Genomic DNA, 24,054 nt, shown 5'->3' with positions numbered 1-24,054 from the left:
ATCCCGCCGCATGGCGGCGGAACCCTACCCTGTTAGGTTGCCGGTCGTGAGCATTGAACGGATCGGCATCATTGGCGGGGGAATCGTCGGGCTTGCCCTGGCACGCTGGATCACCGAGAACCGGCCTGGTGCCCGGGTCACCGTCCTGGAGAAAGAGGACCAGGTCGCCGCCCACCAGACCGGGCACAACAGCGGCGTCGTGCACGCCGGGTTGTACTACCGGCCCGGTTCGCTCAAGGCGACGTTGTGCCGACGTGGTGGGAGCCTGCTGCGGGAGTACTGCGCGGAGCGCGAGCTGCCGTACGAGGAGCTGGGAAAGGTGCTCGTCGCACGCGATTCGGACGACTCCGCGCGGCTGGACGGCATCGAGAAGAAGGCGAGCGCGAACGGTGTGCCCGGTGTGCGCCGGCTCGGCCCTGAAGGGCTGCGCGAACTGGAGCCGCACGTCGAGGGAATCGAAGGGCTGCACTCGCCGCACACAGCCGTCACCGATTTTGTGGCGATCGCCGAGGCACTCGCCGACGACGTACGCCGGGCGGGCGGCCGGGTCCGGCTCAACGCACCGGTGATCGCCCTGCGCCAGGACGCCGGAGCCGCCGAGGTCCTGACTGGCGATCCGCAGGGGGAGCGGGTGAAGCGGCGGTTCGACACCGTGGTCATCTGCGGCGGACTGCACGGCGACCGGCTGGCGCGGATGGCGGGTGCGCCGTCGGATCCGCGCATCGTTGCCTTCCGAGGGCAGTACCACGAGCTCGTCCCCGAGCGGCGGCACCTCGTACGCGGTCTGGTCTACCCGGTACCCGACCCGCGGTACCCGTTCCTGGGAGTACACCTCACACGACACGTCCACGGCGAGGTCATGGCGGGACCCAACGCTATTCTCGCCACGGCGCGCGAGGGGTACCGCGGCAGCGACGTGCGCCGCCGGGACCTGGCCGAGACGCTGTCCTGGCCGGGATTCTGGCGGCTCGCCCGGGAGCACTGGACAGTGGGAGCCCGGGAGATGGCGGTTTCGGCCTCCCAGGCCGTCTTCGCGCACGAAGCCCGCAAGCTTATTCCGGAGATCGCGGCGGCCGACCTGCGCTCCGCCCCCGCAGGGGTCCGCGCCCAGGCGTTGACCCGCAAGGGCGAGCTCCTCGACGACTTCGCCGTCGACACCCAGGATCGGGTGGTGTGTGTCCGCAACGCCCCGTCGCCGGCGGCCACCTCGGCGCTGGCCATCGCCGAGCACCTCGGCGAGCAGGTGCTGCCCACCCGCTGAACGGTGTCCCGGGCCGGCGCGCGGGTGCGGCCAACGCCCACGCGCCGGCGCCGGGGTCAGCAGGTGGAGTCGAGCAGCTCCGTGAGGGCCTGCTCCTCATCAGGGTCGATGGGGAGGTCCCACGCGTGCTTCACGGCGATCCAGCTCTTCGCGTAGTCGCAGTGGATCCCGGTCTCGGGCGGCATCCACTCGGCCGGGTCGCTGTCGCCCTTCGAACTGTTGCTGGACGCGCTCACCGCCCACAGTTGCGGGGTGTCGAGGTCGTTGGCGAACTCCTCGCGCCGGTCGGTGGACCAGTCGCTGGCTCCCGAGTCCCACGCCTCCTTCAGCGGGACGAAATGGTCGACGCTGGCCTCGGACGGGTCGTCGGTGACCGCGCCGTCGAACGGGCTGGTCCAGGTGCCGGAGGTGGGGTAGCAGTCCTCCCCGACCTCGACGCCCTCGCCGTCGCGCTGCAGCACCAGCTCGCGCGAGTTGCAGTTGCCTTCGACCGTCGACCAGTGGGGGAAGAGGTCGCGGCTGTAGCCGGGAGCGTCCTCCTCGGGTTGCACGGTGAGGCCGTCGAGCTGTGCTCGGGCCTCCTCTAGGCTCGGCGGCGGGGGCGGAGCGGCCTGGGCGGGAGCCGCGGGCCCCAGGAGCAGGGCGAATATGCCGATCGCCGCGGCGGAGGAGCCGGCGATACGGCGGAGGGGCGTTGGCATGTATGTCTCCAAGCAGAGCGGGGTGCCATCGGACACTCCAGAGACTCGCTCACTCCCGGAGAGCGGGGAAATACGCAACGGGTGAACAGTCTGTGTCCGACCCCGGCCGAATCCGGCCAGAGCCGCACCGGCCGCCTCCGCGTGTGGAAGCGCGGACGTTCCCGGTAAGCGCTGCGACACCTACGCGGAGCAGCGTATACCGTGGAGAAGGTTCAGCCGGTTGGCCGTGCCACCGCGGATCCCGGCGGGGCGGCGGCCTCTCGACACGGAAAGATCACAGTGACCGACATCATCGACGAACTCGTATGGCGCGATCTCCTCGCGCAGTCCACCGACCTTGACGAACTCCGCAAGGCACTCGCCGATGGCCCGGTCACCCTCTATTGCGGTTTCGATCCCACAGCGGGGAGCCTGCACGTCGGCCATCTGACCCAGATCCTGACACTGGCGCGGTTCCAGCGCGCGGGGCACCGCCCCATCGCTCTGGTCGGTGGGGGGACCGGACTCGTCGGCGACCCCAAAGCCACCTCGGAGCGCGTGCTGAACCCGGCGGAGACGGTAGAGGAGTGGAGCCGGGTACTCGGCCGCCAGCTCGCGAGGTTCCTGCGCTTCACGCCCGAAGGGGAGCGTCCCGGACCGACCGACGCGGTTCTGGACAACAACGCTGAATGGCTCTCCGCCATGAGCGCGATCGAGCTGCTGCGCGACGTCGGAAAACACTTCAGCATCAACCAGATGCTGGCCCGGGAGACCGTGCGGACGCGGCTTGAGGGCGACGGCATGAGCTACACGGAGTTCAGCTACGTGCTGCTGCAGGCCTACGACTTCGTGGAGCTCTACCGGCGTCATGGTTGCACGCTGCAGGTCGGCGGCAGCGACCAGTGGGGTAACACCGTCGCCGGGCTCGACCTGATCCGCCGGATGGACGGCAACGAACCACACGGTCCGGCGCACTGCCTGACCACGAACCTGCTCACGAAGAGCGACGGCACCAAGTTCGGCAAGACCGAGACGGGCACGGTGTGGCTCGACCCCGGACTGACGACGCCGTACGCCTTCTACCAGTTCTGGTTCAACGCGGACGACCGTGACGTGCTCCGCTACCTCAAGGTCTTCAGCTTCCGGTCCCGGGACGAGATCGAGGATCTGGAGCGGCAGACCGCCGAGCGCCCTGCGGCCCGTGCCGCGCAGCGAGCCCTGGCGGAGGAGATGACGACTCTGGTGCATGGCGAGGAGGAGTGCGCCAAGGTCATCGCGGCCAGCCGCGCCTTGTTCGGCCAGGCGAGCCTGGGCGACCTGGATGCCGGCACGCTTGGGGCGGCACTCGCCGAGGTGCCGAACGTGGAACTGGACGGCCCTGTCGGGGAGCTGCCCCCGCTGGTCGACCTGTTTGCGGCCAGTGGCCTGGTTCCCAGCAAGTCCGCCGCGCGCCGAGCGATTCAGGAAGGCGGGGCCTACCTGAACAACACGAAGGTGACCGACGTCGACGCCCGAGTGTCCGCGAGTGACCTGCTCCATGGGCGCTACATCGTGTTGCGGCGCGGTAAGCGCAACGTCGGCGGCGTCCTCGTGCGCAACTGACACTCCCTCCCTGCGGTCCTGGGTGACCGAGTCCCGCCCCGGTATGACTGTCCCCGCCTCGGGCTGTGCCCGGGGCGGGACCCCAACTCGCGGATCGGGGCCTGAAGCGTGTTTAGGCCGTGGGTGGCAGGGGCACATAAACTCTTACGAACAAGAAGCTTGGCGCACCGCGTGGTCTGGTGTGAGACTCATGCGGGACCGGGAGGCCGAGAGCCGTCGGCATGATGGCAGCGGCAGGGCCCGGGGCGGGTGTCAGCGGACTCGATCCGATTTGACGCCCCGGAAGTTGGAATCTATTGTTGTCCAGTCGGCGCGATGAGTGCCCTGGCGGGCCTCGTACGCGGACCGAGTACGATGATCCCGAAGATTTCCGGTTTGGGCGGCTGTCTGAATTGGGAATTGCGGTCTCACGGTTTCTCCTTCCGTGAGAAACTGGGGATGTAGCTGACCAGCTCCCTTGCGGATTCGCTGTAACGGCGCTTCCGGAGAGACTGGTAAGCTAACAGAGATTTGAAAAATTGGATTGCCGCTGCTTCTGAAGAGTTGGCTGCCTGGGTTTTTGGGTGGTTGGCTTGTGTGGGGTGGGTGGTTGTTCTTTGAGAACTCAACAGCGCGTGTTTGTTTTTCTTTAGCCATGTTTGTTTTTTGGCCCCTGTGTGATGCCCCCTTGTGTGGGGGTGTTGTGGGGTTCCTTTGGTTGGCCATGGCGCTTCATGCCTGTGTGGTGTGGGTGTTGTGGTTGGTCAGGGTTGATTTTCTTCGAGGTTTGCCCCTGGGCCTGCGGGTGCGTTTGTGCCTGGGTGTGGGGGTGTGTGGCCTTTGATGGAGAGTTTGATCCTGGCTCAGGACGAACGCTGGCGGCGTGCTTAACACATGCAAGTCGAACGCGCCATCTCTTTTGGGGGTGGTGAGTGGCGAACGGGTGAGTAACACGTGAGTGACCTGCCCCTGACTCTGGGATAAGCCGTGGAAACGCGGTCTAATACCGGATAGGACCTCGTGCCGCATGGTGGGGGGTGGAAAGGTTTTTTCTGGTTGGGGATGGGCTCGCGGCCTATCAGCTTGTTGGTGGGGTGATGGCTCACCAAGGCGATTACGGGTAGCCGGCCTGAGAGGGCGACCGGCCACACTGGGACTGAGACACGGCCCAGACTCCTGCGGGAGGCAGCAGTGGGGAATCTTGCGCAATGGGCGAAAGCCTGACGCAGCGACGCCGCGTGGGGGATGACGGCCTTCGGGTTGTAAACCTCTTTTCCTCTTGGCGAAGGCTTCGGGTGTTCTCGGGGTTGACTGTAGGGGGGGAATAAGGACCGGCTGACTACGTGCCAGCAGCCGCGGTAATACGTAGGGTCCGAGCGTTGTCCGGAATTATTGGGCGTAAAGAGCTCGTAGGCGGCGTGTCGCGTCTGCTGTGAAAGCCCGCGGCTTAACTGTGGGTGTGCAGTGGATACGGGCATGCTTGAGGTAGGTAGGGGAGACTGGAATTCCTGGTGTAGCGGTGAAATGCGCAGATATCAGGAGGAACACCGGTGGCGAAGGCGGGTCTCTGGGCCTTACCTGACGCTGAGGAGCGAAAGCGTGGGTAGCGAACAGGATTAGATACCCTGGTAGTCCATGCTGTAAACGTTGGGCGCTAGGTGTGGGGACTTTCCACGGTTTCCGTGCCGTAGCTAACGCATTAAGCGCCCCGCCTGGGGAGTACGGCCGCAAGGCTAAAACTCAAAGGAATTGACGGGGGCCCGCACAAGCGGCGGAGCATGTTGCTTAATTCGACGCAACGCGAAGAACCTTACCAAGGCTTGACATTGCCTGTGGACCTGCAGAGATGTGGGGTCATTTGGTTGGTGGGTGACAGGTGGTGCATGGCTGTCGTCAGCTCGTGTCGTGAGATGTTGGGTTAAGTCCCGCAACGAGCGCAACCCTTGTCCTGTGTTGCCAGCACGTGATGGTGGGGACTCATGGGAGACTGCCGGGGTCAACTCGGAGGAAGGTGGGGATGACGTCAAGTCATCATGCCCCTTATGTCTTGGGCTGCAAACATGCTACAATGGCCGGTACAGCGGGTGGGCGATGCCGTGAGGTGGAGCGAATCCCGAAAAGCCGGTCTCAGTTCGGATTGGGGTCTGCAACTCGACCCTATGAAGGTGGAGTCGCTAGTAATCGCGGATCAGCAGTGCCGCGGTGAATACGTTCCCGGGCCTTGTACACACCGCCCGTCACGTCATGAAAGTTGGCAACACCCGAAACGTGTGGCCTAACCACTTGGTGGGGGGAGCGCGTGAAGGTGGGGCTGGCGATTGGGACGAAGTCGTAACAAGGTAGCCGTACCGGAAGGTGCGGCTGGATCACCTCCTTTCTAAGGAGCCCGAAGTGGGGGGCATCCGTGTGGGTGCTGCCGGGTGGGCTTGGTGAATGTGGAGTTGGTGCTGCCTCGTGAGGATCGGGGCCCCGTTGTGGGGTTCTGGCCCCGGGGGTAGGGCCGACCGGGTGGCTGAAGAGGAAACAAACTTCCCCCCTTTTCTCCTGCTGTGTGTGGGGGTGGGGGGCGCGCTGTTGGGTGTCTGAGAGAGCAACCCTGGCCGTGTGCGTGTGGGTGCCTGCGTGTGTGGGTGTCTGGACGTGGCGGTGGTGGTGGCTTTTTTGGTGACCACCCTGACGAAGACCCTGTGGTGCGACGCGCTCGGGTGAGTGGTGTCTGGGCCTGTTCTGGTCTGGGCGTGCTTGCTGGTGCGTGGGTGTGCCTGGTGGTCGGGCTTGATTGTCGGTTTCTGGCGTGTGTGTGCTGGAGGGGCTTTCGGGTGTGGCCGTGGGGTTGTGGTTGGGTGTGTGGTTGGTTTTTTGATTTGTGGATAGTGTGCGCGAGTGTCTTGTATCTGTGGTGGTCAAGTGTGTGTGGCATACGGTGGATGCCTTGGCACCAGGCGCCGATGAAGGACGTGGGAGGCCGCGATAGTCCACGGGGAGTTGTCAACCAGGCTGTGATCCGTGGGTGTCCGAATGGGGAAACCTAGCTCGAGTTGTGTCGGGTTGCTGCTGTCTGAATGTATAGGGCAGTGGTGGTGACGCGGGGAAGTGAAACATCTCAGTACCCGCGGGAAGAGAAAACAATATGTGATTCCCTTAGTAGTGGTGAGCGAATGGGGATGTGGCTAAACCATGCGCGTGGGATAGGCGGCGGCTGTTGCGTGTGTGGGGTTGTGGGATGTGCCTGTGTCTGGTCTGCCGGCTGGGCGGGTGTTGTGTTGGGGTAGTTGAAGCCGTTGGAATGCGGTGCCGGAGTGGGTGAGAGTCCCGTAGGCGAAGGTCTGACATGATGTCTGGGGCATGGTCCCGAGTAGCGCGGAGCTCGTGGAATTTCGTGTGAATCTGGCAGGACCACCTGCCAAGCCTGAATACGTCCTGGTGACCGATAGTGGACGAGTACCGTGAGGGAAAGGTGAAAAGTGCCCCGGTGAGGGGTGGTGAAAGAGTACCTGAAACCGTGTGCTGTCAAGCCGTCAGAGCACCTGTGGGTGTGATGGCGTGCCTTTTGAAGAATGAGCCTGCGAGTTGTGGTGCGTGGCGAGGTTAACCCGTGTGGGGGAGCCGTAGCGAGAGCGAGTCTTAAAGGGGCGTTTGAGTCGCGTGCTGGAGACCCGAAGCGGGGTGATCTACCCATGTCCAGGGTGAAGCGGCTGTAAGAGGTCGTGGAGGCCCGAACCCACCAGGGTTGAAAACCTGGGGGATGAGGTGTGGGTAGGGGTGAAAGGCCAATCAAACCCTGTGATAGCTGGTTCTCCCCGAAATGCATTTAGGTGCAGCGTCGTGTGGTTCCTGTTGGAGGTAGAGCGACTGGTTGGTTGATGGGCCTTTGCGGGTTACTGATGTCAGCTAAACTCCGAATGCCAATGGGTGTGAGCGCGGCAGTGAGACTGCGGGGGATAAGCTCCGTGGTCGAGAGGGAAACAGCCCAGATCATCAGCTAAGGCCCCTAAGCGTGTGCTGAGTGGGTAAGGTTGTGGAGTTGCCCAGACAACCAGGAGGTTGGCTTAGAAGCAGCCATCCTTGAAAGAGTGCGTAATAGCTCACTGGTCAAGTGGTTCTGCGCCGATAATGTAGCGGGGCTTAAGTACACCGCCGAAGCTGTGGAGCCCCCCGGTTGGGGGGTTGGTAGGGGAGCGTCGTGCCCGCGGTGAAGCGTTCGGGTGACCGGGTGTGGAGTGGGTGCGAGTGAGAATGCAGGCATGAGTAGCGATACCAGTGTGAGAAACACTGGCGCCGAGTGACTAAGGGTTCCTGGGGCAGGTTGATCCGCCCAGGGTGAGTCGGGGCCTAAGGCGAGGCCGACAGGCGTAGTCGATGGATGACGGGTTGATATTCCCGTACCCGTTCGCGAGCGTCCCATACCGCTGCCAACTGATGCTAACCACACTCATGTGCTTGCTGCCCTTTTGGGGTGGTGGGGGCATGGTGTGGGGTCCGATGTTGGTGGGTGGTCAGTGATGGGGTGACGCAGTGGGGTAGCCCAGCCCGGGCGATGGTAGTTCCCGGGATAAGCGTGTGGCCCGCGGCCCAGGGAAATCCGGGCCGCAAGTGGGTGAGGCGTGATGTCGAGCCGTGTGTGGCGAAGTGGGTGATCCCGTGCTGCCGAGAAAAGCCTCTAGCGAGTTCGTGGGCGGCCCGTACCCGAAACCGACGCAGGTGGTCTGGTTGAGTAGACCGAGGCGTTCGGGTGAACCATGGTTAAGGAATTCGGCAAATTGTCCCCGTAACTTTGGGAGAAGGGGAGCCCTGTCTGGTGATGAGACGTAGCTCTTTGAGCTGGGTGGGGTCGCAGATACCAGGGGGAAGCGACTGTTTACTAAAAACATAGGTCCGTGCGAAGTCGTAAGACGCGGTATACGGACTGACGCCTGCCCGGTGCCGGAACGTTACGAGGACCGGTTAGCTCTTTAGGGGTGAAGCTGGGAATCTAAGCGCCGGTAAACGGCGGTGGTAACTATAACCATCCTAAGGTAGCGAAATTCCTTGTCGGGTAAGTTCCGACCTGCACGAATGGCGTAACGACTTCCCCGCTGTCTCAACCATGGGCCCGGTGAAATTGCACTACGAGTAAAGATGCTCGTTTCGCGCAGCAGGACGGAAAGACCCCGGGACCTTCACTATAGCTTGATATTGGTGTTTGGGATGGTTTGTGTAGGATAGGTGGGAGCCGGTGAAGCGGCCACGCTAGTGGTGGTGGAGGCGTTGGTGAAATACCACTCTTGCCTTGTCGAGCACCTAACCCGCGCCCGTGATCCGGGTGGGGGACAGTGTCTGGTGGGTAGTTTAACTGGGGCGGTTGCCTCCTAAATGGTAACGGAGGCGCCCAATGGTTCCCTCGGCCTGGTTGGTAATCAGGTGGTGTGTGTAAGGGCATAAGGGAGCTTGACTGTGAGACGGACGTGTCGAGCAGGTGCGAAAGCAGGGCCTAGTGATCCGGCGCCGGCGTGTGGAAGTGGCGTCGCTCAACGGCTAAAAGGTACCCCGGGGATAACAGGCTGATCTTCCCCAAGAGTCCGTATCGACGGGATGGTTTGGCACCTCGATGTCGGCTCGTCGCGTCCTGGGGCTGGAGTTGGTCCCAAGGGTTGGGCTGTTCGCCCATTAAAGCGGCACGCGAGCTGGGTTTAGAACGTCGTGAGACAGTTCGGTCCCTATCCGCTGCGCGCGTTGGAGACTTGTGAAGGGCTGTCCCTAGTACGAGAGGACCGGGATGGACAGACCTCTGGTGTGCCAGTTGTCCTGCCAAGGGCATGGCTGGTTGGCTACGTCTGGATGTGGTAACCGCTGAAAGCATCTAAGTGGGAAACACGCTTCAAGATGAGGTCTCCCACCCCTATGGGGGGTAAGGCTTCCCAGAGATGATGGGGTTGATAGGCCGGAAGTGGGAGCCCTGTGAGGGGTGGAGCTGACCGGTACTAATCGGCCGAGGGCTTGCCCACCGCAGATGCTGGACACTCGCGCGCACACACACACCTATCCACAAGTCATGTGGCCACCCCCCGTGTGGGGGGTGACTGGTTTCGTGGTGGCCATAGCGTGGGGGAAACACCCGGACCCGTTCCGAACCCGGTCGTTAAGCCCCACAGCGCCGATGGTACTGCCCCCATGGTGTGGGGTGGGAGAGTAGGACACCGCCACGATTACCCCAAAAGGAGGGGTGGGAGCACAGCTCCCACCCCTCCTTTTTTCATGCCCCAGGAATGGGAACGCGTTATCCGTTGCGTCGCTGGTGCGGAGGGGGTTCCACAATCGCGCTCGCAGGAACCACGCAATTACCCTCGGTGAGGAATGCGGCGCAGTCTGGCCCTGGACATGGTCATGCTCGCGATGCCGTAGAGTGAGAAGCCTGGGGACTCCCAAGAACCGCGATGCGCTGCTACGAGTCGGTGGCAGCGCTTTTGACTGTGTACGGACGGACGAATGACTGACGAAAGCCGATCGGCGGGCCGCGACGGCTCCGGAGCCCAAGGCGACAGCGATCAGCACGCTGGAGCTTCCGGTGGCAGTGGCGGAGATGAGCGCCCCCGGTCGGACTCCGGACCCGACGCGGCCCGCGGTGACCACCAGGGCGGTGGGGCTCGTGACCGTGGCTCCAAGCGTGATGACCGGTCAGGACGGAGTAAGCCGGGCCGTGGCGACTCCGGGACGTCCCGGGGCGGCGACCGCAGAGGTGCCGGCCGACCTGACCGGAAGAAGCCCGCGCAGAGCCGTGCAGGGCGGGGCGACTCGTCTCGTGAGAGGGCCGGATCTGGTGGCCGGAAGGGCGGCGACTCCCGTGGCGGGGATCGTTCCGGAGGAAAGTTCGATCGTGGACGGCGCTCCCAGGAGGGCGCGCCACGAGGAGACCGAGACGGGGACCGTCAAGCGACAGCGAAGGGGCAGCCGAAGAGGGAAGCCCCTCCGGCCTTGCCGGACGAGGTGAGCTTCACCCAGCTTGACAACGAGGTTTGGAGCGAACTGACCTCGTTGCCGCGTTCGCTGGCCGAGACCATCGCACGGCACCTCGTGATGGCTCACGAAATGCTGGACAACGATCCTGAGCGCGCCTATGAGCACGCCACGTACGCGCGCCGCAAGGCGGCGCGCATTGGTGCTGTCCGGGAGGCGTCTGGCCTCGCTGCCTACCATCTCGGAAAGTGGCAGGAGGCGCTGTCTGACCTGCGTGCCGCGCGCCGGATCACCGGCCGGAACAACTTCCTGCCGGTTATCGCCGATTCCGAGCGAGGCCTGGGCAGGCCTGAGCGCGCCTTGGAGGTCACGCGGAGCGGTGGCGTGGAGACGTTGGACATCGCGGAGCGAATCGAGCTTCGGATCGTCGCTTCCGGGGCGCGCCGCGATCTCGGGCAACCCGATGCGGCGCTCGTGGAGTTGCACGTTCCCGAACTTAAGGAGCGTCGGGCACGGCCGTGGGTGGCGCGCTTGTTCTACGCCTATGCGGACGTGCTACTGGAGCTGGGCCGTATGGAATCGGCCCGTGAGTATTTCGCGCGTGCCTCGGCTGTGGACCAAGAGGGCGTTACCGACGCCGATGAGCGGCTTGCTGCGCTGGAAGGATTGGACATTGTCGACATGGACGACGATGTCATCTGGACAGACGCGGAGGACCCGGAACCAGCTCCCGACGGCGGTACCGGAGCCGGGCCGGGCGAAGGGCCGCCGGGCCCGGAGACACCCAGCGCGGCGAAGTCGCCCGAGCGGTAACACGCTCCGTTGTCTTTCCCGCTCCGACGCCGGCAGGCACCGTGAGCCCACCGTAGCCGTGGGCCAACCTGCTCCGTAGCCGCCGACGCCCGATCGAGGACCGCGGCGCCAACGGTCTCCAGCGGGCCATCGAAACCGGCGAAGCGCAGCCGTTCGGAGGCGGCCGGCCGTCGTTGTAGGGGGCCCGGTAGTTCTCGTGGAAAATTCCAACGGGAAGGATTCCGGCCGCTCCTCTGGCCGCCCTGGTGACAGCTGTCACCAAGGCGACCAGAACACCCCTGGCGTGGACCGGGGCCCTGCTGCCGATTGTGCTGACGGGTTCAAGGGCCCCCGCGGCGGCTGCGGCTATGCGGGATCCGGGAGCTGTGGGCTGCCGCCCGATCCTCCGGCCCCCGCGCATTCCCGCGGTCGTTCGGCGACGCGCCAGGGTCCAGCACACCGTCCTGGGCTGCGCTGACCCAGCTACCAGCGCCCACAGAACGCGGGGCGTGCCCGTCCGAGCGTCGGCAGGTACGCGAGTGGCGCGGCCTTTCCCGGCCGGTGGCACCCCGCCCGGGCCGGTGTGCCACCGACCGAAGGCGCCTATCGGCTTCCACGGGGAGGGGTTCCCCTTTCTCGTAGGCACGGGCCCGCCTCCAGGCGTCCCGCCACTTCGCCAGCATGGTCCGCTGACCAGGGTCTGCCCGCCACCCCTTGGTGGGGCGGGCTGGGCCGCCCTCCCCGTGCCATGCCGTACCGCCCTCCGGCGACAGCGACGGCAGTTACGTGGCGGGCAGGGTCAGCTTGGCGAGAAGCGCCCGGTGGTCGGACCCCGGAACGGGGTGCACGCTCGTGGTCTCGACGGCCATGCGGTCGTCCGCGAGCACATGATCGATGGTCAGCCCGGGGAAGACACTCGTGGACGACCAGGTGAGTTCCAGTCCCGAACCGGTTTCGGCGGCCGCGTCCAGGTATCCGGTACCGATCAGCTCGCGCAGGGCCGCGTGGTCGAGCGTGGCGTTCAGATCGCCCGCGATGATCCGTAGGGGGCCGTCGCGGTCGGCCTCCGGCAGTGCCGCCATCTCCTGTTGCCATTGCGCGATGCTGCCGGAAGCCGTCGGTGGCACGAGGTGGGCGTTGGTGATCTCGAAGGGTGGTGCGTCCGGGACGGTGACCTCCGCGCTCGGCCGGGCGAACGTGTGCGTGTCCGGGACCTCCGACGGTGTTATGTCGGTGACCGGGTGGCGCGCGTAGATCGCGCTACCCGACACTCCGGGCCGGGCGTCCACGATGTCGTGCGGAAGGGCGTCGGTCAGCCCGATGTCGGCCATGGCCTCCGCGACCTCGGGTGTGACCTCCTGGAGGGCCAACACGTCGACCTTCTCGCGCTCCACGAGATCCGCGAGCACGCCGAGATCCCCCTGCCCTTCCAACAGGTTGGCGGTGAGCACGACCAGCCGCGAACCGGAATGCCCTTCCTCGGCGTTCGGCGCCGTCAGGGCTCTGGGCACCAGCAACGCCGCGAACACCACCACGACGACGGCGGTGACCGCGAGAGAACGCCAACGGCGCAGGTACGCGGCGATAGCCAGAGGGAGAAACGCGGTGAGCGCGATGTAGGGAGTGAAGGCGAGCGCGGGAACCCACGGGAAGCCCGATTCGAGGCCGAGTAACCGCACCAGCAGCCACACCGTCCACGGCAGGGTGAGCAGGATAGCGGCCGCGACCGCGGTCCTGCGAGACGGGGCGCGGACCCGCCCTGTCGAGTGCGGGACGGCACCGGATCGTATTTTGCGAATCATTCTGGGATCTCGGCCCCCGGACGACGCTCGCTGCGCCGATGCGCTCGGACAGCCAGATCAGAATACCCTCAGCCATCGGACTTGCGAATCGTCGCACTTGAGGGCTGCTCCCGGGCCCGGCTTGGGCATAATCGCGCAGCGGCTCCAGTAGGGGCATCCGGAAGCACTGCGCTCCCCAGTAGTGGGCCCGCTCCGGAGGGCGCTCCGGAGCGGGCAGTCTCAGCGGGCGGGGGTGGTTACAGCGGCTCGAAGTCCCATCGGTAGTCCGGGTTGGCGGAACTGCGGTATCCAAGCTTGAGGAACGACCCCGTCCAATTGGGATTCTCCAGGGTCGCTCCCAGGTGGGAATTGCGTACGGGAACTATGTGATGCCCGTTGTCCCCCATGTACGGCAGTATCCACTCCTGATGGTCCCGTCCGGTGCACTCTCGCTGCTCTATCCGTTGCCCGGATTGGACGCGGCCGTCCTTCGGTTCCAGGCACAGGTTGCTGTGCAGGTTGCGGATCTCGTAGGTGGCATGGTTTCCCGAGGATCCGGTACGGGACAACTCCCAGTCCATTCCACGGTGATCGTGGGGCCAGACACGGACATCGGTACGCGCGGAGGAGCCCCCGAGGGGGACCATTCGGGCGTCGTTCGGTTCGAAGCGAATCTGGTAGTCGATTCCCTGGGACACCTGTCCGGATTCTGCTGCGGCAGGAAGCGCGGATGCCAGCGTGGCACCGGTAAATACGGAGAGGAGGACGGCGGCGGACGCGGTAATGCGGTTCCTGGTCATTGAATTCCCGTCGCGTTGCGGATAAGGGGGTGCCGGGGCTGTCGCGGAAGCCCTTTCTTGTCCGGCGCGAAAAGTATTGCACGCTCAACGTGCTGGATCCAGGAATTCTGCTGCCGTTGTCAGTTTGGCCTCGGTAACTGGATGCCCATAAACTTCTGCTGCGTTGTCCGCGGTGTTCGCTGTGCGCCTCCCACGCTTTGTTTCCAGGTGAGAGTGCTATTGCTTCCTGTGTGCCAGTATTGGCTGTTTCAGGTTATGGGCATCCGCAAGAATGAGTATTGCAGTTACTGCTTCTGGTGGTATTGCGAAGCTCGCTTCGGATCGCTATGAGTTCATATAAACTCTATTCTGGTTATGCGATTTATTTCCCTTTTTGTTGGGTTCTGTGCGGCTGGGGCGCGACGAATTTGCTGGTCCAGGGCTCCGGCAGCGCCGCGGCGAGCGGCTGGACACCTGCCCCTGCGGCGGGACCGGACCGGGACGGACGCCTCGACCCGTGATCCGAAACGGGGGGCGAGCGCGGTCGCGCTTGCGCGGGATGAAGCTTCGCTTCACCGTGTTGCGCCTGCGGTGGGCCGCACGGCCGAAGGCCGGGGTGCCCTCCGACTCTCCGGTGTGCTTCGCTCGTGCTTCCTTTGCTTGGCGTCCTTGCCTCTATGACGCCAGGAAAGCCCTCGCCGTTCGTCCCGACTCTTGCGGTCAGCTCTCACGGCCGGAAGCGGCACGAAGCATCTTGAGCTGGCCGATCTCGGTGGCGTTCTTCATGAGTTCCGAGTTCACCCAGCCGATCATGTGGGCGACGGTCATCTCCGGCTCGTTCTGCCACGGGAACGGCGCGGTGGCATCCAGGTCGGCCTCGGTGAGCCCGTCCAGAACCGCCAGCCATCGCACGCGGAGCTCACGCAGCCAGGCGACCGTGGCCTGCCCCTCACCCGGCCACACGACATCGCCTCGCTCTTGGGGTGCCTGCGCCTGCGCGTGGTCCAGGGTCGTCGTCCACCACCAGCCAATGTGCCAGGTGAGCCAGGCGATGGTGGGGACCGGAACGGGGTCGGGTTCGGTCTCCGCGAAGTCCGGTACCCACAGTCCGTTGTCGTCGCGCCGCACCGTCCAGCAGTAGGGCGTGGGTTCCCACAGGAAGTCGTCCGGTTCAAGGCGGGCCATGTGGTACTCGAACAACGACCACACCAAATCGAACTGCCAACGCAGCACGTCGATACGAGAGGTAGACACGCGCTAACAGTGCCACGCGCGCCCGAACTCCCGGAAACGGTTTTGCGCCGGTGCGGAGCGCGACGTCCCGGCCGGTGTGTTCGTCAGGTGGTCAGGAGTTCCCCTGCTCGCGGCCCTCGGCGGCCAGCCGGTCGAGCCAGTGCGTGATGCCGGCGACATTGCTCTGCACGCCGCTGAGGACCTCCATCACCTCCGCCGACTCGGCGGAGGCGGCGTCCGGAGGCGGGCTGTAGCGGTCCAGGACGTTCTGCCGCACCATGGCGACCGCGTGGTCCAGGTCCCCGGCACTGCCGTGGGCCTCGCGGACCGTTTCGACCCAGACACGCAGCTCCTCGGCGGCGCGGTCGATGGTCTCGTCAACCGTGTCGACCGCCCCGAAGTGCGAGAACATCAGGCGTTGCGGAGCGATGTCGCTGAACAGGCGCAACGACTCCAGAGCGGCCTCCAGGTCGAAGTCCGGTGGCGGCGTCGCCGGGCGGACGTCGCCAGTGTGGGGGTTGTACACGCCCAACGCGTCGCCCACGTACAGGTCCCCGGTGACCGAGTCGATGAGCCCCATGTGGTGCTTCGCGTGCCCGGGTGTGTAGTGGGAGACCAGGTGGCGCCCGCCACCGAGGTCGACCTCGCCGGTGCGCTCCACCGACCGGATCCGGGTCGGCTCGGTCGGTCGCATTCCGCCGAAGAGGACGTCGAGCTGGTCCCCCCAGACCGAACGGGCGCTGCTCATGAGACGCGAAGGGTCGGCCAGGTGCCGGGCGCCGCGTTCGTGCACCACGATCTCGGCGTTGGGGAACATGCTCGCCACGTCGCCCGTCCCGCCCGCGTGGTCCAGGTGGATGTGTGTGACCACGATCGTGGCCAGGTCCTCGGCGTCGATCCCGAGCGCCGCCAACCCGTCACGCAGCACCGCAGCGGAGCCCGCGGTCCCCACCTCGACAACGCAGGGCCGTTCGGTCCGGATCAGATAGCTCGAGGTGATCCCGGGGTGGCCCGCCATCCGGGTGTCGATGGCGAAGACCTCGTTGCCCAGCGGCGTGATCCCGTCGGGATACCCGGCGGTGTCCGAAACGTCGTGCACTCCTCGTCTCCTTTCCCACCGACACCTGCCGGCGGCCGAATCTAGTTCACGCGCCGGCAGGGACGCGCGGCCGGGGCGTGGGGCCGGGTGGTGCCGCAGTGGCGTTCACCGGCCAGCGTAGGACTACCACAGGTCGCCGTCCCGCCAGTCGCAGGTGAGTTCGCCCGTCAGGTCCAGCGCCACTGTCCCGGGCAGCACGTGGATTCCGCCGTCGTCCTCCTGCGTGCGGACGACCCCGTCCGGGGTGAGCGCGGAGGAGGGCCCCAACCACAGCTTCCACCCGAGTGCCGCGTAGAAGCCCAGGGCTTCCTCGGTGCTACTGAGCGCACCCAGGTCGTAGCCGCCCCGCACGACGCGTTCGAGCGCGCCCATCACGGCCGCGCCGTGCCCCCGGCGTCGCTGGTCCGGTCGCACACCGACCCCCTCCACGTAGCCGGCGCGCAGTGCGCGGCCAACATGCGACAGCCGCCGCTGGACCACCGCACCATGGCCGACGAGTTCGCTTCCCTGCCAGACCAGGGCGTGCATCCCGCCCAGGGCGTGCTCCCAGTCAAGGTCGGTGAACTCCCCGGCGAACGCGTCGTCGAGCAGGGACCGCGCCGCACTGAGCGTGCCGGCGTCCAGGTCGGCGGTATGGGCGGTGCGCACCTCGATCAACTCCGGTGTCCTTCCCGGCCGGGTCACGGAGCGGCCGCGAGCCGGCCTCTCGCTGTCCCCGCCGCAATGGCGGTTCGCGGACGTGGGGCGGTGGACGCGGCGCGTGGCACTACCGGCGCTCCGAGTGGCCGAGACCGCGGTCGGGCGCGACCCGGTCCCGGACCTCGCGCTTCAGCTCGGCGAGCTCGGGAAACGCGGAACGCTCCGCGCGCGACCAGACGGTATCGCCGTCCAGGCGCACCTCGAACACGCCTCCCGTGCCCGGAACGAGCGCGACCTCACCGAGCTCGCTCTCGAAGGTCGTGAGCAGCTCCTGCGCCAGCCACGCGGCGCGCAGCAGCCAGCGGCACTGGGTACAGTACTCGATCTCAAGTCGCGGTGTCCTCGCCGTCACCCCTCGATTATCGCGTACCAGGGGGACCGGCCGCGTTTCGGCCCGGGATGGCATGGGCGAGCCAACGAAGCGCGGGATCCGCGCTGCGGTTGACGCCCTTTGTGCGCGGGACAACGCCCGCTGGGCCTACTGCAACTTCCTCTCAGCCCGGCACGGAAACCGGGGGTTGGGCACTGTGGTGCCATCGGAGAGCACCGCGAAATGGGCCACCCCCACATCGCGACCCGTCTCAGGCAACCGTCGATCGTCGGCCTCGACCACGAACGAGGTGCTCGAACCGCACGCGGCCGATGAACCGCCGGCTGACCGCGAAGGCGGCAGCGGCGCACCCGACGGCGCCGGGTGGTGGCAGGAAGCCAGGCACGGCGGTTGAGAGGGCCGCCTCCGCGTCGGAGGTTCCCTGTTTTGTCGGAGGCGTCTGCGACTGTGGCGGTCTACTCCCGGAATCCCCGGCCGCCAACTGCCACCGGGCTCCCGGAGCGGACGGCGGTGCCGGGAGTACGCGCTGCCTCGCCGCGCCCGAGGTGGAGGTCCACAGCCTCCGCGGCGGACACGCGGCACAGCGTGGCGCGACGGCGAAGCGGTTGTTGTGATCCGGAAAGCGGAGGAAACCGTATGACCACCACACCCACCGGGGTGCTGAATCGCACGGCCGAGGGCTACAACCTGGTGCTGACACGCACCGTGCGCGCGCCAGTCGAAGACGTGTGGGCGAGCGTCACCGAGCCCGATCGCACCGCCCGCTGGTTCGGCCCGTGGCAGGGCGAGGCCGGGCCCGGCAAGACGGTCCGGGTGCAGATGGCCTTCGAGGAACAGGCGCCATGGTGCGACCTGCGCATCCACGCCTGCGATCCGCCCCGCCACCTCGTCGTCGCGATGACGGACTCGGCGGACGACTGGCGCATGGAGCTGAACCTGTCCCGAACCGGCGACACGACCGAGCTGAGCCTCGCCCACCGGCTGGCGACCACCGACGGCATCGGTGAGATCGGGGCAGGTTGGGAGTACTACCTCGACATGCTCATCGCCTCGCGCGAGGACTCGCCACTGCCGTCCTTCGAGGAGTACTACCCGGCCCAGAAGGCGTACTTCGAGAACCTGAAGGAGAGCTAGCCGGCCTATCGAGAGCACGCTCGTCGGCGGCCGGGGCGAGGGCGGCTTCGGTACGCGAACCCGGCGGACGGCCGGACCGCAGGCGCGGCCGCTCATCTCCGGCCCGAAGACCGGAGTATTCTTGGGCACGACCGGTAGCGTTAGTGGGTGCTTACCACGCTTGGGCACGGGGACTGGCACCCGACTTTCACGAGGGGCGGATTCGTGGGCACACGCGACCGGATACTCGACGCCGCGGCGGACATTATGCGCACTGACGGCGTCGCGCGGGCGACCACAAAGGAGATCGCCAAACGCGCCGGGTTCTCGGAAGCTGCGCTGTACAAGCACTTCACCGACAAGCCCGAGATCTTCGTCGCCGTCCTGCACGAACGGCTCCCACAGCTCGCCGCCACCCTGCAGCGGCTGCAGAACCAGGTTGGCGAGGGCAGCGTCCGGGGCAACCTCGAAGACGTGGTCGCGGCCGCGCTGGCCTTCTACGACGAGAGCTTCCCAATGCTGGTGGGCATCTTCGCCGAACGCCGCCTGCTGGAGGCGCACCGCGAAGGGGTCCGCCGGTTGGGTGCCGGCCCCGAGTATCCGAACCAGGCGTTGAGCGCCTACCTGCGCGCCGAGCAGCGGCACGGGCGGGTGCGCGGTGAGGTCGACCCGAACGAGGTGGCGTCCCTGCTTTTCGGGGCGTGCCTGCAGCACGCGTTCTTCCGGCATTTCTCCGGAGCCCCGGAGCCCGCCGGGGCGCAGAACACCGCCTCCGCGCTGGTATCCGTCGTGGCCGGCGGGATCGAGCCCGCCCGCTGAGCGCCCCGGTCGATACGCCCGGCCCGGCGAACCGGTCAGGCGTTGCGGCGGGGCCCGCGAGTCCGAATCCGGTCTCCGCCCCCCGCGATACGCCGGCCCGCCCTGCGGTTGCGCCCCCCGACGCCCAAGTGACGCAACGCGTTTACCCCGTGTCCTGCTGTGGCCGCCGTGCCAACCTGTGTGCGGTCTCGCGGCTCCTACCGGTGACAGCACGTGCCCGCGCGCTTCGCCGGTGGTTCGTTCCGGAGCGCGCTCAACGGGAACCGAACAGGAGACTCCGTGCCACGAATTTCGGCGAAACAGCCGCGCATCCGGACGGGCCTGGTGTCCGGCGCCGCGCTCCTCGTAGCCGCACCGCTTGCGCTCGCCCCGGGGACCGCCCACGCGGATGCCTACCCCGACGCCCCGATCGTCTTCGGGGCGGCCCTCGGTGACGACACCGCCGCCAACCTCTACACGCTGCGGCCGGGCCAGGACGAGCCCGCGCAGCTGACCGACAGCACCGCTGAGGAGACCGATCCGGCCTACTCGCCCGATGCCAGCGAAATCCTGTACCGGTCCAACGCCGACGGTCCCCACAACATCCTGCGCATCGACGCCGAAGGCGGAGAGGCCAGCAACGTGACGCGCGACACCGGCGCCCAGGCGTCGCCCACCTGGTCGCCTGAGGGGGAGCGGGTCAGCTACGAGGACCACTCGGCCCGCCGGCCGCCCGACACGAACGGCATCTACACCAACACCCCCAACGGGGACGACGCCGAGCAGATCACTGTCGGCGGCCGCTCGCCCGACTGGGACCCGCGCGACGAGTGGCTCGCCTACGTGCACCACGAGGGCGCGCACAACCAGTGGCGGATCCACTGGGTCAGCCCCGACGGCAGCGGCAACAGCGACATTCTCAGCCGCACCGACACCGAGATCACCGGCCTGGAGTGGAGCCCTGAGGGCGACTTCCTGGCCTACCGGGAGCAGCACGTCCACAACGACATCGTGCGGATCAACGTGCTGGACCGGGAGACCCGCGAGAGCCACACGATCGTGCGCGAGCACGAGGGCGTGTGGAACGCGACGTGGTCACCGGATGGGACGTGGCTGGCGTTCGCCGCGCAGTTGGACGACGGCAACGGTATCTACCTTGTGGATGTCGCGGATCCGGAGAACCCGGGGGAGCCCGAGAAGGTCTTCGATCTTCCCGGATACGAAACGCCGGATCTGGACTGGGCACCCCGGTAGGCCCCCGGCGGTCCGCTTGGGGCGGTCCGGTTGCGGACAGCGCCCGGGCCGCCCCGCCCGCGGGGCCGCGGCCACCGGGGCCGGTGGCGTCTTAGCTGGAGGCCGGTGGCGAGGCCGGGACGGAATCGCGCCACCGGGCGAACCCGCCTTCGGTGTTGATGACCTGCCCGGTGATCCAGCGTGCTTCGTCCGTGCTGAGCCAGGCGATGAGGCGGGCCGGGTCGTCGGGGAAGCCGTACCGCCCGGCGGGGAACATGGGGCGTAGCCGCTGCCACATCTCGGTGGTGAGGTAGCCGGTCTGCACCGGACCGGGGTTGACCGTGTTCACGGTGACCTCCCGGTCGGCCAGTTCCTCGGCGACAGTGAGGGTGATCTCGGCGAGGGCGCCTTTGGCCGCGGCGTAGCAGATCTCGCCCGCGAGCGGCCCCTGGCGCTGCCCCGACGTCAGGAAGACCAGCCGCCCTCCCGTGCGGCCGTCGTGTTGCGCGGCGAACGCCTGGGCCAGCAGCAGCGCCGAGCGGGCGTCCACGGCCCAATGCCCGTCCAGCATCGCCGCCGTGACTTCGCTCAGCGGGGCATCCCCGCCGTTGCGGGCATGGTTGCACACCAGGATGTCGACGTGTCCGAACTCCGCGACTGCGGCGTCCATGACCCGCCCGGGCGCGTCGGGCTCGGCCAGGTCGGCGCTGATCCCGGACACGCGCTGCCCGTGCTGCTCGGCGACCTCGCGCACGCCGTCGAGCACGGCCGAGACGTCGTCGCCGCCCCAGGGCTGCGCGGCGTCGTGGGGCCGGAAATGGTGGCAGAACACGTGTGCCCCGAACCCGGCGAGCCGGCGCGCCACCGCGTAGCCGATGCCATCGTGCCGGCTCGCACCGGTCACCAACGCAACCCGGCCCCGGAGCGGAAGCGGGTCGCGGGCGAGTTCGCTGACAGTGGGGTGCTCGACGGCAAGGGGCTGGTCGTGGGTCATTGGTTCTCCGTTGTACGCCGCCGTCAGGCGGACTGGGTTACGGGCTCCCTGCGGAGCAGGGCAGGATGCCTCGCCGGCACCGCGGCATCGCAGCCGGAGGAGTGCGTCCCTGCGCTGGTCCGCGGGCTGTTCGGCAGCAGCGGCCACACGGGCCGGATCCGCGGTCGCGTCCGCGGGTGTACCCCGGCCCCGCTGCGGGGCGTTGGCGATGCGCGCACGGTAGGGGCCGCGAACCGGCGCTGGACCGCCGCGCCCGGATTCGGCTCTTGCTCCTGGACGGCTTCCCGTCGAGGCGTCGAAGGCGCACCCCGCCGCGGCACCTCCCTGCTCCGGTCGTGGGACGAAGGCAAAAGGCCAATCTGCACGTGGTCCGGGGGCGGCTCAAGTGGTTTTCGCGCGCCTTCGAGAGGAGGGCCGGCTGGTTCGTCCACAGGCGCGGATTCGCCACTTCCGGCGGGCGGCGTGCGCGCCGATCCTTGAATGCAGGCCGGCAGGCCCGGAAGTGCCCGAGGCTCCGGCCGCACGCACGGTACGTTCCACTGGAAGGACCAGCATGCCGAAGCTCTCCAGCACGTCAGCCCCCGCCACCCCGGTCCCGGCTCAGGAGCCGCTGCCCGACGTTGGTGGCGACTCCCAGCGGAGCGAGCCGCGGTCCGGCTGGCGGCCCCACGACGACGCCGGACACCGCAACGAGGTCGTGCTGGCCGGCCGGGTGACCGCGGAACCCGCGGTCCGCGAGCTTCCCAGCGGCACCCACCTGGTCACATGGCGGATCTCGGTGATCCGGCCGGCGGCGGACCAGCGCCCCAACCAGCCGGCCGACCCGATCACCTGCGTGAGCTTCCACCCGTCGATCGAGGACGCCACCCGGGGCTGGCGGATCGGTGATCTCGTCCAGGTCAGCGGCGCGCTGCGGCGCAGGTTCTGGAGGTCACCGAACGGCTCGTCCAGCGTGATCGAGGTTGAGGCGCGGAACGCGCAGCGGGTCACGGCGGCAGGGAGCGGGCATACCGCGCGGGAGCCCGATCACCAGCCCAAGTAGGCCAGGGCGTCGTGCGCCGCGAGGTCCGTTCCCGCCTCCGGCGGGGCGGACCACGCGGCGCCGCACAGGGCGCGCAGCCCGTCGAGCCGGTCGCCGTCGCCGGTGAGCCGTAGTTGCCCCTCGTGCGGGGTCGCGGTCCAGCCACCGCAGTGTGCCGCGCCAGCGCTGCCGACCCGGATCTGCGGATGCGGCAGGTTGATCCCGCCGACGTCCCAGGCGAGATAGTTCGGCCGGTGTCCGGGCGGTGCGGCGAGCAGCGCGGCGGGCGTCGTCACCCCCGAGAGAACGAGCATGCTCGCCGTTCCGTGCGAGTTCGCCCCCTCGATGTCGGTGTCGAGCCGATCGCCCACCACGAGGGGCGCCTGTGCCCCGGTCCGCTGAACGCACTCGTCGTGCAGTGGCCGCATCGGCTTGCCCGCCACGATCGGCTCCTGACCCGTGGCGCTGGCGATCACCCGCGCGACAGAGCCGTTGGCCGGCACGATGCCGCGGTCCATAGGAGTGGTGGCGTCGTTGTTGCTCACGACGAACAGCGCTCCCCGCGAGACCGCGAGCCCGCCCTCGGCCATCAGGTCGTACCCAAGATGCGGCGAGTACCCCTGGACGACGGCCGTGGGTTGCTCCGAGGCGAGCGACACCGGGCGCAGCCCGCACTCGTGCATGGCGCGGCGCAGCCCGGTGTCGCCCACCACCAGTACCGGGGAGCCCGCCGGGACACGCGAGGCCACCAGCCGCGCCGCGGCCTCCGCCGAAGTCACCACGGCTTCCGGATCAGCGCTCACGTCCAGCGCACGGAGCCGCTCTGCGATGGCGGCCGGGGTGCGCGCCGCATTGTTGGTCACGAACACGACCCGCGTTCCGGCGGACCGCGCCTTCTCGATCGCCTCGGGAGCCGCGGGGATCGCCCGCGATCCGATGTAGACGACCCCGTCGAGATCGAGGAATGCCGCGTCGTGGCTGGCGTTCAGCGGTCGGGTTGCGGAAAGGAGAGGCATACGCACCCTAGCGTTGGCGGTGTCATTGTCGTGTGTGCTACTTCGGCTCAGGTGTGCCGCGTCGCCTCAGTCACCTTCGATGCGTCCGGCTAAAGGAGCTTGCGCAACCGCAGCATGTCCGAGATGGGGGCGTTGACCTTCACTCGGCCCGAGAAAAGGGCCTTGGCGAAGTCCATCCGGTCGTCGGCGAGGTCGATCAGGTCCGCACTGGAGACCGTGATGCCGACCTGCGCCGGACGCGCGGGTGTTCCGGCGGCGCGGGCGGTGACGTCCTCCAGGCCCTCCAGCGTGAGCCGCATGTCGAAGACCGTGTCAATGTCGGGCACCGTGATACGGATGCTGCGCTCATGGATGTACTTGCGCCGGCGCGCCTCGTCGACTTGCGCGATCCGGTCGGACGCCCTGGCGAGCGCCGCTTCGCACTCTGCTACGCCGGTCATGGCTCCATGATGCCCTAGCCGTGGCTCACCGGTGGTGAGCGGCATTGGCGGAACGCCGAACGCACCACGTGACACGGAATATCGTCGACATGCGGACTTCAGCATGGTCTAGCGCGGAGCCCCGGGCGTTCACGCCCGGGAGGAAGCGCTTGTCTGGGCCGTTCTGATTCGTGGGTTCCTAGGGGTCCGCGGCGCAGGATCTCGTTGGTGAATGGCCCGTTCCGGTACGAGGACCATGTGTGTGCAAGGGGAGACGGCCGTTGGGTCCTC

At 67.1% G+C, this 24,054-nt stretch carries 17 protein-coding genes and 3 rRNA genes; 10 read left to right on the top strand and 10 right to left on the bottom strand.

The annotated features are described in order from the left end of the window. Positions 1-46 precede the first annotated feature (46 nt). On the top strand, positions 47-1,261 hold the full coding sequence (gene lhgD / locus F4561_RS16095; protein ID WP_376773663.1) for an L-2-hydroxyglutarate dehydrogenase: 1,215 nt from the start codon (positions 47-49) through the stop codon (positions 1,259-1,261). Between the two features lie 56 nt (positions 1,262-1,317). On the opposite strand, the gene F4561_RS16090 is transcribed toward lhgD, so the two are convergent. Next, positions 1,318-1,962 carry an HNH endonuclease family protein gene (locus tag F4561_RS16090; protein WP_184579938.1) on the bottom strand — a complete coding sequence of 215 codons (645 nt, stop codon included), beginning with the start codon at positions 1,960-1,962 and terminating at the stop codon, positions 1,318-1,320. Positions 1,963-2,241: 279 nt separating this feature from the next. Between F4561_RS16090 and tyrS the strand changes: the two genes are divergently transcribed. The 5 genes from tyrS (at position 2,242) to F4561_RS16065 (ending at position 11,268) form a co-directional block, all read left to right on the top strand. Continuing rightward, on the top strand, positions 2,242-3,543 hold the full coding sequence (tyrS, locus tag F4561_RS16085; RefSeq protein WP_184579936.1) for a tyrosine--tRNA ligase: 1,302 nt from the start codon (positions 2,242-2,244) through the stop codon (positions 3,541-3,543). Positions 3,544-4,362: 819 nt separating this feature from the next. After that, positions 4,363-5,899 (top strand): 16S ribosomal RNA (locus F4561_RS16080). Between the two features lie 523 nt (positions 5,900-6,422). Then, positions 6,423-9,507: ribosomal RNA gene (locus F4561_RS16075) — 23S ribosomal RNA — on the top strand. An 81-nt stretch (positions 9,508-9,588) separates the two neighbouring features. Continuing rightward, a 5S ribosomal RNA gene (rrf, locus tag F4561_RS16070) occupies positions 9,589-9,707 on the top strand. The 16S, 23S and 5S rRNA genes sit together here, the layout of an rRNA operon. A gap of 766 nt (positions 9,708-10,473) precedes the next feature. Then, positions 10,474-11,268 carry a hypothetical protein gene (locus F4561_RS16065; RefSeq protein WP_246437206.1) on the top strand — a complete coding sequence of 265 codons (795 nt, stop codon included), beginning with the start codon at positions 10,474-10,476 and terminating at the stop codon, positions 11,266-11,268. Positions 11,269-12,029: 761 nt separating this feature from the next. Here the strand turns inward: F4561_RS16065 and F4561_RS16060 are convergent. The 6 genes from F4561_RS16060 to F4561_RS16035 all read right to left on the bottom strand — a co-directional run bounded on the left by F4561_RS16060 (position 12,030) and on the right by F4561_RS16035 (position 17,244). Next, positions 12,030-13,049, bottom strand: a complete 1,020-nt coding sequence (locus F4561_RS16060) for an endonuclease/exonuclease/phosphatase family protein (protein WP_184579934.1) — start codon at positions 13,047-13,049, stop codon at positions 12,030-12,032. A gap of 236 nt (positions 13,050-13,285) precedes the next feature. Further along, on the bottom strand, positions 13,286-13,828 hold the full coding sequence (locus F4561_RS16055; RefSeq protein WP_184579932.1) for an RICIN domain-containing protein: 543 nt from the start codon (positions 13,826-13,828) through the stop codon (positions 13,286-13,288). A gap of 699 nt (positions 13,829-14,527) precedes the next feature. Next, positions 14,528-15,061 (bottom strand): DinB family protein, encoded by a 534-nt coding sequence (locus F4561_RS16050; protein WP_184579930.1) that lies wholly within the window; start codon positions 15,059-15,061, stop codon positions 14,528-14,530. A gap of 91 nt (positions 15,062-15,152) precedes the next feature. Then, a complete protein-coding gene (locus F4561_RS16045) occupies positions 15,153-16,139 on the bottom strand; it encodes an MBL fold metallo-hydrolase (RefSeq protein ID WP_184579927.1) in 987 nt (328 codons plus the stop codon). A 123-nt stretch (positions 16,140-16,262) separates the two neighbouring features. Beyond that, a complete protein-coding gene (locus tag F4561_RS16040) occupies positions 16,263-16,796 on the bottom strand; it encodes a GNAT family N-acetyltransferase (RefSeq protein WP_184579925.1) in 534 nt (177 codons plus the stop codon). Between the two features lie 109 nt (positions 16,797-16,905). Beyond that, positions 16,906-17,244, bottom strand: coding sequence for an Rdx family protein (locus tag F4561_RS16035; RefSeq protein WP_184579923.1), 339 nt, complete (start codon positions 17,242-17,244; stop codon positions 16,906-16,908). A 561-nt stretch (positions 17,245-17,805) separates the two neighbouring features. Here F4561_RS16035 and F4561_RS16030 point away from each other — a divergent pair. From F4561_RS16030 to F4561_RS16020, 3 genes are all read left to right on the top strand, one after another. Beyond that, positions 17,806-18,303, top strand: coding sequence for an SRPBCC family protein (locus tag F4561_RS16030; protein WP_184579921.1), 498 nt, complete (start codon positions 17,806-17,808; stop codon positions 18,301-18,303). 204 nt (positions 18,304-18,507) lie between these two features. Continuing rightward, entirely contained in the window at positions 18,508-19,101 is a 594-nt protein-coding gene (locus tag F4561_RS16025) for a TetR/AcrR family transcriptional regulator (RefSeq protein WP_312885305.1), read from the top strand. A 279-nt stretch (positions 19,102-19,380) separates the two neighbouring features. After that, positions 19,381-20,334 carry a TolB family protein gene (locus F4561_RS16020; protein ID WP_184579919.1) on the top strand — a complete coding sequence of 318 codons (954 nt, stop codon included), beginning with the start codon at positions 19,381-19,383 and terminating at the stop codon, positions 20,332-20,334. Positions 20,335-20,425: 91 nt separating this feature from the next. Here the strand turns inward: F4561_RS16020 and F4561_RS16015 are convergent, their stop codons facing one another. Continuing rightward, the gene (locus tag F4561_RS16015) at positions 20,426-21,307 is read right to left on the bottom strand and encodes an SDR family oxidoreductase (protein WP_184579917.1); all 882 of its coding nucleotides are present in this window, start codon (positions 21,305-21,307) and stop codon (positions 20,426-20,428) included. A 553-nt stretch (positions 21,308-21,860) separates the two neighbouring features. Between F4561_RS16015 and F4561_RS16010 the strand changes: the two genes are divergently transcribed. Beyond that, the gene (locus tag F4561_RS16010) at positions 21,861-22,349 is read left to right on the top strand and encodes a single-stranded DNA-binding protein (RefSeq protein WP_184579915.1); all 489 of its coding nucleotides are present in this window, start codon (positions 21,861-21,863) and stop codon (positions 22,347-22,349) included. Here F4561_RS16010 and F4561_RS16005 read toward each other — a convergent pair. Both F4561_RS16005 and F4561_RS16000 read right to left on the bottom strand, forming a co-directional pair. Then, a complete protein-coding gene (locus F4561_RS16005; protein WP_184579912.1) occupies positions 22,334-23,344 on the bottom strand; it encodes an HAD-IIA family hydrolase in 1,011 nt (336 codons plus the stop codon). The two genes, F4561_RS16010 and F4561_RS16005, sit on opposite strands and share 16 nt — an antisense overlap. Before the next feature lie 89 nt (positions 23,345-23,433). Then, a complete protein-coding gene (locus F4561_RS16000; protein ID WP_184579910.1) occupies positions 23,434-23,784 on the bottom strand; it encodes an SCP2 sterol-binding domain-containing protein in 351 nt (116 codons plus the stop codon). Positions 23,785-24,054 lie beyond the last annotated feature (270 nt).

Source organism: Lipingzhangella halophila (assembly GCF_014203805.1).
Classification (GTDB): domain Bacteria; phylum Actinomycetota; class Actinomycetes; order Streptosporangiales; family Streptosporangiaceae; genus Lipingzhangella; species Lipingzhangella halophila.
This window is presented reverse-complemented; position numbering and strand designations above follow the sequence as displayed.